Below are 9345 nucleotides of genomic sequence, written 5' to 3'. Positions count from 1 at the left end.
AGATTAACTATCTCGCAACTTGGATTATGTTTACTAAACGCCGGCATCTTCTTCTGCCAGCAGGGAATCACCGGCTTCCGGCAAATCCAGATCGCCGTCGTCGCCCATGGCGTCATTTTCCTTAATGAGCGTAGCTTCTGCCAGCTCAATACGTTCCGGATCAGGCAAATTTCCGTCGTTATTACCGACACTTTCGGCTGAGCCGTGCCGGCCATCATCCGGAACCATGTTTTCCGAATCGCTGACCTGCTCCGACAACATATCCTGCTGATCGGGAATCTGCATAGGGCCGCCTGTGTCTGACTGATACGTACGGGGTTGATGCATCATCGCATCCTGATTTACATTTTCCATAGCTGTTGAGTGTTTTACCGGCAGCACACGCTATCGGTTACCTCAACCAACTCGGAAAGGCTACTGACTGTTTTAGCCCCGGCAAAAGGCTTCCCACAGCCGGTTGTATAATTTACGGGCGTAAGCCTGAATTTCGTGCTGTGATCCGTTGATTGAAAACGGTACAAAATTCCGGTTTGCCTTTGACAGCGTCTCTACGCGGATTGTGCGTCCCGATGTGCCCGACAATATACCTTTTTTGACACTGCCCGTCAGCCGGATACCGGCATCCGGCAACTCTTTCTGACAGGTATCCACACCTTTCACGGATGCCAGTTCAGTAGTAAACTGCTGTAATTGCTGCGCATCGTACCACGACAACGGTGGCAGTTGCAGACAATCATCCTGAATATCATTGCGATATAAAAATTCAACTGACAACGGAGAACTCCCTCTGCTGCGATTTAAGATCACTTGCGTGTCCAGCAAATCATGTGATGCCGTTCCGATTGTATTCAATTCAATATTCATAACTGATACCGTATGTTTTAAGTTATTCAGAGGTTGTAATCAATCTTTTTTTGCCTTACTAGTACATCACAAAACTAACGAATGTTTTAAAAGCAGTGAACATTCGCTAATTTTTTATTTTTTGCATTTATCGAACGGCTTACCACTCATGCTTTACATCGCTTTTAGCCCTATATATGCCCATCCGCTGCCCGAGGGCCATCGCTTTCCGATGATCAAATATGAACTGATTCCCGAACAGCTTCTCTACGAAGGCACTTGTACAAGTAACTGTTTTCACGAACCTGATTCCGTAAACGACGAGTGGGTGCTTGGTGTTCATACATCCCGCTATGTGGACCAGCTGAAGACCTTAACCGCACCGGCAGCCATGGTACGCCGCATCGGCTTTCCGCTGACGGCTGAACTGATTCAGCGGGAATGGGTCATTACCCAGGGTACCATCAACTGTGCCTTGCATGCGCTTGATCATGGCATCGGGATGAATATTGCCGGCGGGACTCATCATGCTTATCCGGACCGGGGCGAGGGCTTTTGCCTGCTCAATGACGTAGGCGTTGCTTCGCATTACCTGCTGGCTAACCGGAAAGCGAAAAAAATTCTGGTCATTGATCTGGATGTGCATCAGGGAAACGGTACGGCGGTCATGTTTGCCGGTGAGGAACGGGTCTTTACCTTTAGTATGCACGGCAAAGACAACTATCCACTCCGTAAAGAACAGTCTGACCTCGATATTGAACTGGCTACCGGTACCGGCGACGATGCTTATCTGACTACACTCGCCCAAACGCTTCCCCGATTGATTGACGAGCAAAAACCCGGTTTCCTGTTCTTCATCGCCGGCGTTGACATTCTGTCGACCGACCGGCTCGGGAAGTTAAATGTCAGCAGAGAAGGGTGCCGCCAGCGCGATGCCTTTGTCTTTGATCAGGCGATCCGCTATGGCTTACCGATTGTGGTTTCGATGGGTGGCGGGTATTCACCCCGCATTGCCGACATTGTTGACGCACACTGCAATACCTTCCGGATAGCCAACAGTAAGTTTGATTAGAAACTCCGGCTCCCTCCGGTAGCCTGACGATTATTTTTTGTTTAAGATTTCATAAACAAACATTAAACAACTATGTTTGCATAGTTAAATGAAATCTATTCACCACTAAATAACGTCATGAAGCAGTTAATTACTCTGATAGTATACTTTTCTTTTCTGATAAATGGCTTTGCTCAGCAAGGACCGACCGGCATTATTGCGGGAACCGTACGGGATAAAAACACCCAGGAGCCGCTGATCGGGGTAGCGATTCAGATTGATGGAAAGCCGATTGGCACCACAACCGGCACCGATGGCAGTTACCGGCTCGTGGCGCCGGTCGGGAGTTATAACCTGAAAGCATCGTTTGTCGGTTTTCAGCCGCAGGTCAAGTTTAACATCAACCTTACATCCGGTAACACCAGCCAGCTCAACTTTGAGCTGGTAGAAGAACAGGCTCAGTTGTCGGAAGTGACTGTTAAATCTATCCGCAATACGGCCGCCGTTACCACCCTGGAAACCCCCAACTCCATCCAGCGCCTGTCAACGGAAGAAATCCGCTCAAATCCGGGCGGTAACTTTGACATTTCGCGGGTCATTCAGTCTTTACCGGGAGTTGGCGGTACGTCGGGCTCTGTCGGCGGCTTCCGGAACGATATCATCATCCGGGGGGGAGCGCCAAACGAAAATGTGTTTTACCTCGACGGTATCGAAATACCGGTAATCAATCACTTTTCTACACAGGGGGCAGCCGGTGGCCCGACGGGTATTCTTAACGTATCCTTTATTGAAGACGTAACCTTGTCATCGTCGAGTTTCGATGCGCGGTACGACAATGCGCTGGCCTCGGTCTTTCAGTTTAAGCAGCGGCAGGGTAATCAGGAACGCCTGTCGGGCAACGTGCGGCTGAGCGGCACCGAACTGGCCGGTACGCTCGAGGGGCCGCTGTCGTCGAAAACCAACTTTATTGCCTCCGCCCGCCGGTCTTACCTGCAACTGCTCTTCTCGGCGCTGGATTTACCGATCCGCCCGAATTACTGGGATTTTCAGTATAAAGTCACCCACAAACTGAACGCCAAAACGACCATCACCGCCCTCGGTGTGGGGGCAATTGACGAGTTCAGTTTTGCGGTCCCCAAAGAGTCGACACCGGAAAATGATTACATTCTGCGGTCGAACCCAACCATCAACCAGTGGAATTACACGGTTGGCTTCGCTATTAAGCGACTGATTAATAAAGGCTATATTAACCTTGCCATTAGCCGCAACCACTTCAACAACCGCCTTGACCGCTTTGAAGACCGGCAGGAAGGCAATGAGAGCCGGCGCGCTTTGGGCATCAGTTCTAATGAGATCGAGAATAAACTGCGGCTGGATGTCAACCGCTTCATCAACGGATGGAAGTTTTCGTATGGGGCGGCAGCACAGTATGTGCAATTTGACAACAAGGTATACAACAAAATCCGGAACCAGATTACGGCTGCCAACGGGACGGTCATCCAGCCGGCGGTGGTGCTGAACTTTGCCAGCGACCTGAATGTATGGCGGTTCGGCGCATTCGGGCAGGTGGCCAAAAGCTTCGTCAATGACCGGCTGAGCGTGTCGGCCGGTATCCGGACCGATATGAATTCTTTCACAGATACCGGTCTGAATCCACTGCAGACGCTCTCGCCACGGGCCGCGATTTCGTATGCGTTAACGAGCAAATGGACCCTGAACGCCTCCGCAGGCCGGTATTTTAAATTGCCGGTTTATACCGTTCTGGGCTACAAGGACTCCCGGACCGGCCAGTTCGTGAACAAAACCAACAAATACATCAATTCCAACCACTATGTTATCGGCGTTGAGTATTTACCGCAACCAAGCCGCCGCTTTACGCTGGAAGGCTTCTATAAACGGTACAGCCACTACCCGGTATCCGTCCGCGACGGGATTTCGCTGGCCAACCAGGGCGGTGATTTCGGAGCAATCGGCAACGAAGCGGTTACCAGTACCGGCAAAGGCCAGGCCTTCGGGATGGAGTTTCTGTTTCAGCAAAAGCTGACGAAAAACCTGTTTGCGGTCCTCTCCTACACCTATGTCCGGAGCGAATTTTCGGGAACATCCGGCAAGCTGTTGCCATCGGCCTGGGACAACCGTCATCTCATTTCCGGGTTACTGGGCCGGAAATTCGGCAAGGGCTGGGAAATGGGTCTGCGCTACCGGTTTGCAGGCGGTGCCCCGTATACGCCGTTTGACCTGGTGGCCTCGCAGCAGAATTTTCAGTCGGCCGGCCGTGGCCTTCTGGATTACGCACAGCTGAACACCCTGCGGTTAGGCAACTTCAGCCAGTTTGATTTCCGGATTGATAAGAAATGGAATTACCGCCGCGCCACGCTGGATGTGTTCTTCGATGTGAGCAATGCCTTTGTGCAGAAAAGCCCTGCCTATCCGCAGTACACGTTTACGCGCAATGCGGACAATACCGGTTTTGCCACCACCGACGGCCAGGCACTCCGGCCCGACGGCAGCAATGCCATTCCGCTGATTCTGCAGAACAACGACCCGAGCGTAGTGCCAACGATTGGGTTTATTGTTGAGTTTTAGGACCTTGCTCCTGGTTCAGGCGGTCGATGTGGCCAAACATCCAGCCACCGATTTCCAGCGCTTTTGACTTGATAAATTCAGCGCGCGGCCCGGTAAACAGGGCATCGACCGTGCCGAACCAGATACTGAGCCAATGCTCAAAATGGGCTTTCTGAAACGGGTGTGTCTGGTTTTTCTCCAGATGCGCCCACATCAGCCCTCCCCCATAATTCCCGGTCTGAAACAACCAGTTTTCCCAGAAGTTATAGGTGCGGTTCAGATGGTACTCCCAGCGTTCGGGCGGCAGGTTAAATACCGGGGCCAGTAAGGCATCTTTGTGAACGTATTCGTAGAAGGTATTGACGAGCCGCTCAATGTCGGCGCGGCTCTTGATATCGGATCGTTCGGCAGGTTTTTCCATAAAACAAAGTTCGGCCTTTTGCCGGAAATCCGTAGGGCTTTCTTCGTACTTTTGTGTTTTGGCAGACCGCGCCCTACAACCGTGGTTTGCAATTCACTTAGCACAGAACAGACAATGCCAACCTGGTATCAAGGTAAAATTAAGTACCAAAAAGAAGAGATTGTCACCGACCGGCAGGGAGATCAGGTGAAAATGAAAACCATCAGCGAAGCGTATCTGCTTGATGCCGTTTCATTTACCGACGCTGAAGCCCGTTTGTATCAGGAGGTGGCGGCCAACACACCCGAGTTTACGGTTGCCAACATCAGCAAAATGAAACTCGCCGATGTTTTTTTCATTGACGAAGGCGGGGAAACCTGGTATAAATGCAAGGTGGTTTTCACGACCGAAGACGACAAAGGCCGTGAGAAAAAGCTGGTTAACATGATGCTGATCAACGCCGAATCGGTGAAGCAGGCCTATGACCGGCTCGAAACCAGCCTGAAAACCATCCTGATGCCTTACGAAATCACCGACATCAACCGCACGGCGATTCTGGACATTTTCCCGTATACAGAAGAAGACAAAATCGGTCCGAACCTGCGCCCGATTTCCGAAGTAATTAAGGACAACGAATAACCGCTTTACAAACGCTTTCTTTATTGGTAAGCGTTTTCTACAGGATTACTGCTGCTCTTTCGTTGTCGGTAATCCTGTATTCACCTCCCCTCTGCTTATTTATTTATTGATGGTTCATGCCATCGTATGCTCAGGACAATCGATCCGAAGCGCTGAAATCTGAAGAGGCAGGTTCAGAAGCTGGCAAAAATGAGGGTTGTCTTCTCTGACCTGATAAAATTTACAAGTCATACACATCCGTTGAATCGTAATAACACCGGACTTATTCAGGTCCCGGATTATTTCCAGAAGAGAGATCAGCATCACTTCTTTATGTGCAGAGGGCAGATTGGCAATCGGAGTAACTATGTCTTTGCTGAACAATGACGTCTGAGCAGCCACCTGTCGTCCCCTTTCAGTCAGATTGATGACATAGCTCCGTGTGTCTGCCAGATCTTTTTCATTTTCGACCAGTTCCTTTTCCCGTAACACCTTAATTACATCGCTGATCGTTGGCCGGGCCATATTAAACTCATCAGCCAGGTAACTTACCTTTCGTTTCTCTTTGCTGTGGTATAATAGAAAAATCAGCACCTGAACCTGGATAGGCGTTAAGGCATGTTCTTTACTTTCCTGCCACAATAAAACCCTGAACGCCTGAGCCAATCGTTCAAATGAGGCTACGATTTTACTTTCTGTATTTTGATTTTGATAATCAAGATCAAAATCGGAATTTCCCATGGAACTATATTTGCTATTATACAAATATAGTAACTATTTAACAGGCTCCTTTCGTCAAAATACAAAATAGAGATAATAACAAGCTTATTTTTTATCTAAACGCTGTTTGTTTCTATCTAAAAAAATATAGCCTGTCAGTTATAGACAGGCTATCTTGCTTTAAGTGCTAATAAGTAATTTAAAATAAAGTAGCTACTGATAATCAGTAGCTACTTACAGTACAAGTACGATAGGAATTTATTACAGGTTACAGTGGGACATACCTGCGGATATAGTTTGGTATTAAAGGCGTATTCTATTTATTATCGTTTACACTATATTCTCCAGCTTCTAGTTAGTTCCTTTCACATCGGACCTGACATCGAACGCTATGCATGCAGATTCTGCCGATCGCTTAGAATTCTCCGGCATTTACATATGGATAAGTCCAGAAAATAGCAGTAAGCGTAACTGCTTTAAACCATGCATTATGCATACCCTCAATATCTGCTTGCGAATGTCCGTTTTTTGCTAAAAATGGCTTGATAGTTGCGGTTATAGGATAAATAAATGCAATCATATACCGGTAGTGGATAATCGGAACTGCATCGACGTTATCTGTTTTATTTTTCTTGAGGCTATGATGCCGCTTTGCAATTTCATGCTGATAATTCAACCAATCCTGATCATAAGGTCTTTCACAAAGATCTAAAATCCATTTACCGAAACGAGCTCTGACAGCAGTGAGATAGTCCATGTTTGGCTAATTATTCTTTCCAAAATAATAAACCAGATGTTCATTGGCACCAACATATCCATACCATAAATCCAATACCTCACTAGTCTGGTTTTTTAAAACCTCTCCCGCCATTTTTAGGTACCGATCGTCTTCATCTGACCACAGTAATGTTTTTTTAAGAGTGCCAATTCAGATAATGCAACCGATGTCTGCTCTAAAGTTACATTTCCGTAGTCATACCCTTTTATTGTCTCTATTTAAGTACAAATTGTTAGTGGCTTTTTTATTACGACACAAATTTAGTTAGGACTCACAACTATCATATAAATAAAGATTAATTTTTGATCAAACGGTAAAGTGAACGTAATATTTTTTACATCTTTCAACCAAACAATCAACATAAAAAACTCAAATACAGTCTATTAATAGGACATTAATGAACTATAAAGCATAAATCAACAATATCGCAATGCCTCTATACTTATATCTTTTTCATTTAGTAACCGGTATAGGTCACCCGTTATGTTTCGCCTCATGGCTCCTTTAGAGTATGACCATTAAATGGTACGGCAAACCATGAACACCAGGTTTTCGTTCATCAATACCTACCTGTTTATTAAACGCAGCCCTTAAAACGGTAACCCATGATTATTCCCTTTCTCCTTCCTCTTTCGCTGGCAGTTGCGGCGATGGCAGCCCCCGGGCCCGCCAAACAGCCGTCTTTTACCCGCTACTTTGTCGCCGCCGAAAGCTATGAATCTGTCGGTGTCTTTGATGTAAACGGCGACGGGAAGCCGGATCTTGTTTCCGGTGATTTCTGGTATGCCGGACCCACCTTCCGGCAGCGTTATCTCATCGGTAACCAGAAACGCCACGACCAGTATTACGACGATTTTTCGACGATTCCGATGGATGTCAACGGCGATGGCCGTACCGACTTCATCACCGGAGGCTGGTGGGGCGAACGCCTGCGCTGGGTCGAAAATCCGGCAGACCCCAAACAGCCCTGGCCTGCTCACGAGTTTGCCGTAACCGGCAACATTGAAACCACCCGCCCCTGGGATGTCGACGGGGATGGCAAACCCGAGATTGTGCCCAACAATCCCGGCAAGCCGCTGAAATATTTCAAGCTCATCTCCCCGGGTCAGTTCAAACAAACTGACGTGGCCCCGACGCAGGGGCACGGGTTAGGCTTCGGCGATGTCAACGGCGACGGGCGGGGCGATTTTATCGTCAGTGATGGCTGGCTCGAAGCACCGGCCAATCGGGAGGGTGGTCCCTGGACATTACACAAGGAATTTTCGCTCGGGTCGGCCAGCGTACCGATTCTGGTGGTAGATGTTAACGGCGATGGCCGCAATGATCTGATTGTCGGACAGGCACACGGTTACGGGCTGCACTGGTATGAACAGCAGGCACCCGCGCAGGGGCAGCGGCAATGGCTTAAACACACTATCGATGACAAAAACTCGCAGTATCACGTCATGGAGTGGCTCGACATCGACGGCGACGGCAAATCAGAGCTCCTGACCGGTAAACGATACCGCGCTCATAACGACAACGACCCCGGTTCCGACGATGCGGTGGGGATCTATCTGTTTCACTGGGACGGGAAGCAGTTTCAAAAGCAGACGATTGCGTTCGGTCCGGTTGGTACGGGCAAAGGCACCGGCATTTACCTGAGTGTGGCAGATTTGCGGCAGAATGGCAGGAAAGACATTGTTGTGGCCGGTAAAGACGGGTTGGTGGTCTTCTATCAGAATTAAAAAAGAACGGAATACCATTCTGTTCTACCCCAGGTAAAGCCGAATGGTATTCCGTTACAGCCGGTTCCTATACCGACATAATGTCTTTTTCCTTCGCGACAAGCACCTCGTCAATGCGGGCGATAAACGTATCGGTCAATTTCTGAACGCGTTCTTCGCCAAGTTTTACTTCGTCTTCCGAAACCCCTTCTTTAGTCAGTTTCCGGATCGATTCATTGGTGTCTTTGCGGATATTCCGAACGTTTACTTTCGCAACTTCGATTTCCTGCTTTACCTTTTTCACCAGATCGCGCCGACGCTCTTCCGTCAGCACCGGAATGCTCAGCCGGATGACTTCGCCGTCATTGGAAGGCGCCAGACCAAGGTTGCTGTTCCGGATTGCCTTTTCGAGTTCACCGATCATTTTTTTCTCGAACGGCTTAATGGCAATCGTACGTGCATCCGGAGTCGTAACAGAAGCAACGTTGTTGACCGGCGACATCACGCCGTAATATTCAACCTGAAGCCCGTCGAGCATGCTGACAGAGGCCCGTCCGGCCCGGATTTTTGACAGCTCAATCGTCAGGTGCTTCAACGCCTTTTCCATTGTGTCTTTGGCGTCTTCTAAGAATAATTCAATCTCTTCCATTTTGTTAGTGATCAA

At 48.6% G+C, this 9345-nt stretch carries 9 protein-coding genes and 1 pseudogene; 4 read left to right on the top strand and 6 right to left on the bottom strand.

Translation table 11 applies throughout. The annotated features are described in order from the left end of the window. Positions 1-33: 33 nt before the first annotated feature. Together BLX24_RS32320 and BLX24_RS27460 are read right to left on the bottom strand one after the other, a co-directional pair. Entirely contained in the window at positions 34-354 is a 321-nt protein-coding gene (locus BLX24_RS32320; RefSeq protein WP_071506434.1) for a hypothetical protein, read from the bottom strand. 72 nt (positions 355-426) lie between these two features. Further along, the gene (locus tag BLX24_RS27460; RefSeq protein WP_071506433.1) at positions 427-864 is read right to left on the bottom strand and encodes a hypothetical protein; all 438 of its coding nucleotides are present in this window, start codon (positions 862-864) and stop codon (positions 427-429) included. A gap of 148 nt (positions 865-1012) precedes the next feature. On the opposite strand from BLX24_RS27460, the gene BLX24_RS27455 reads away from it, so the two are divergent. Together BLX24_RS27455 and BLX24_RS27450 are read left to right on the top strand one after the other, a co-directional pair. After that, positions 1013-1915, top strand: coding sequence for a histone deacetylase family protein (locus BLX24_RS27455; protein WP_071506432.1), 903 nt, complete (start codon positions 1013-1015; stop codon positions 1913-1915). 117 nt (positions 1916-2032) lie between these two features. Then, the gene (locus BLX24_RS27450; RefSeq protein WP_071506431.1) at positions 2033-4480 is read left to right on the top strand and encodes a TonB-dependent receptor; all 2448 of its coding nucleotides are present in this window, start codon (positions 2033-2035) and stop codon (positions 4478-4480) included. Here the strand turns inward: BLX24_RS27450 and BLX24_RS27445 are convergent. Then, the gene (locus tag BLX24_RS27445) at positions 4464-4880 is read right to left on the bottom strand and encodes a group III truncated hemoglobin (protein WP_071506430.1); all 417 of its coding nucleotides are present in this window, start codon (positions 4878-4880) and stop codon (positions 4464-4466) included. The two genes, BLX24_RS27450 and BLX24_RS27445, sit on opposite strands and share 17 nt — an antisense overlap. Before the next feature lie 114 nt (positions 4881-4994). On the opposite strand from BLX24_RS27445, the gene BLX24_RS27440 reads away from it, so the two are divergent. Further along, positions 4995-5498, top strand: coding sequence for a DUF4494 domain-containing protein (locus BLX24_RS27440; protein ID WP_071506429.1), 504 nt, complete (start codon positions 4995-4997; stop codon positions 5496-5498). A gap of 114 nt (positions 5499-5612) precedes the next feature. Here BLX24_RS27440 and BLX24_RS27435 read toward each other — a convergent pair whose 3' ends face one another. Together BLX24_RS27435 and BLX24_RS27430 are read right to left on the bottom strand one after the other, a co-directional pair. Then, complete coding sequence (locus BLX24_RS27435) at positions 5613-6218, bottom strand: MarR family winged helix-turn-helix transcriptional regulator (RefSeq protein WP_071506428.1); 606 nt, start codon at positions 6216-6218, stop codon at positions 5613-5615. Between the two features lie 394 nt (positions 6219-6612). Beyond that, positions 6613-7068: pseudogene (locus BLX24_RS27430) on the bottom strand (protoglobin domain-containing protein). Between the two features lie 512 nt (positions 7069-7580). Here BLX24_RS27430 and BLX24_RS27425 point away from each other — a divergent pair. After that, positions 7581-8702, top strand: a complete 1122-nt coding sequence (locus BLX24_RS27425) for an FG-GAP repeat domain-containing protein (protein ID WP_071506427.1) — start codon at positions 7581-7583, stop codon at positions 8700-8702. 67 nt (positions 8703-8769) lie between these two features. On the opposite strand, the gene frr is transcribed toward BLX24_RS27425, so the two are convergent. After that, positions 8770-9330: a ribosome recycling factor gene (gene frr / locus BLX24_RS27420; protein ID WP_071506426.1), complete on the bottom strand. Its 561-nt coding sequence runs from the start codon at positions 9328-9330 to the stop codon at positions 8770-8772. Positions 9331-9345: the final 15 nt, after the last annotated feature.

It is taken from the genome of Arsenicibacter rosenii (genome assembly GCF_001870735.1).
In the GTDB taxonomy this organism is placed as follows: Bacteria; Bacteroidota; Bacteroidia; order Cytophagales; family Spirosomataceae; genus Arsenicibacter; species Arsenicibacter rosenii.
The sequence above is the reverse complement of the archived record's forward strand: the minus strand, read 5'-3'. Positions and strand labels throughout refer to the sequence as shown.

What these genes read in the sequence shown, in the direction of transcription:
- BLX24_RS27425 (WP_071506427.1), top strand. Translation starts at nt 7,581, where the DNA reads ATGATTATTCCCTTTCTCCTTCCTCTTTCGCTGGCAGTTGCGGCGATG.
- BLX24_RS27450 (WP_071506431.1), top strand. Translation starts at nt 2,033, where the DNA reads ATGAAGCAGTTAATTACTCTGATAGTATACTTTTCTTTTCTGATAAAT.
- frr (WP_071506426.1), bottom strand. Translation starts at nt 9,330, where the DNA reads ATGGAAGAGATTGAATTATTCTTAGAAGACGCCAAAGACACAATGGAA.
- BLX24_RS27435 (WP_071506428.1), bottom strand. Translation starts at nt 6,218, where the DNA reads ATGGGAAATTCCGATTTTGATCTTGATTATCAAAATCAAAATACAGAA.
- BLX24_RS27455 (WP_071506432.1), top strand. Translation starts at nt 1,013, where the DNA reads ATGCTTTACATCGCTTTTAGCCCTATATATGCCCATCCGCTGCCCGAG.
- BLX24_RS32320 (WP_071506434.1), bottom strand. Translation starts at nt 354, where the DNA reads ATGGAAAATGTAAATCAGGATGCGATGATGCATCAACCCCGTACGTAT.
- BLX24_RS27445 (WP_071506430.1), bottom strand. Translation starts at nt 4,880, where the DNA reads ATGGAAAAACCTGCCGAACGATCCGATATCAAGAGCCGCGCCGACATT.
- BLX24_RS27460 (WP_071506433.1), bottom strand. Translation starts at nt 864, where the DNA reads ATGAATATTGAATTGAATACAATCGGAACGGCATCACATGATTTGCTG.
- BLX24_RS27440 (WP_071506429.1), top strand. Translation starts at nt 4,995, where the DNA reads ATGCCAACCTGGTATCAAGGTAAAATTAAGTACCAAAAAGAAGAGATT.